Source organism: Bacillus cereus group sp. N8, assembly GCF_016483685.1.
GTDB lineage: Bacteria > Bacillota > Bacilli > Bacillales > Bacillaceae_G > Bacillus_A > Bacillus_A proteolyticus.
The window spans coordinates 1-231 of record NZ_JAEHBK010000242.1 but is presented as its reverse complement, the minus strand read 5'-3'; the positions used below and the strand labels follow the sequence as shown (position 1 = coordinate 231).

Genomic DNA, 231 nt, shown 5'->3' with positions numbered 1-231 from the left:
AACGCTATTCTCCTTAGTCTCGTGTTCTCTAGATGTGTATAAGAGACAGATTGATGAACTCATCGCATAATTGTTGTGCTACCCCTAATAGATTTCTCCAAAAGATTGTTTCTCTCTTTTGGAGAAATACTTCTCTTACATTGCAACATCTTGATTTCCTACTCTATCTACTTCTTCATTTATTATAAGTATACCTAATCCATTTTCTGTATCCCACGTACAGTCGAAGGA

General features: G+C 35.5%; 1 protein-coding gene. It reads right to left on the bottom strand.

The window, feature by feature from the left end; all coding sequences use genetic code 11:
• Positions 1–135: 135 nt before the first annotated feature.
• Positions 136–231 (bottom strand): DUF6985 domain-containing protein (locus JDS80_RS31910; protein ID WP_472926356.1); only part of this gene is annotated, 96 nt, incomplete at its 5' end.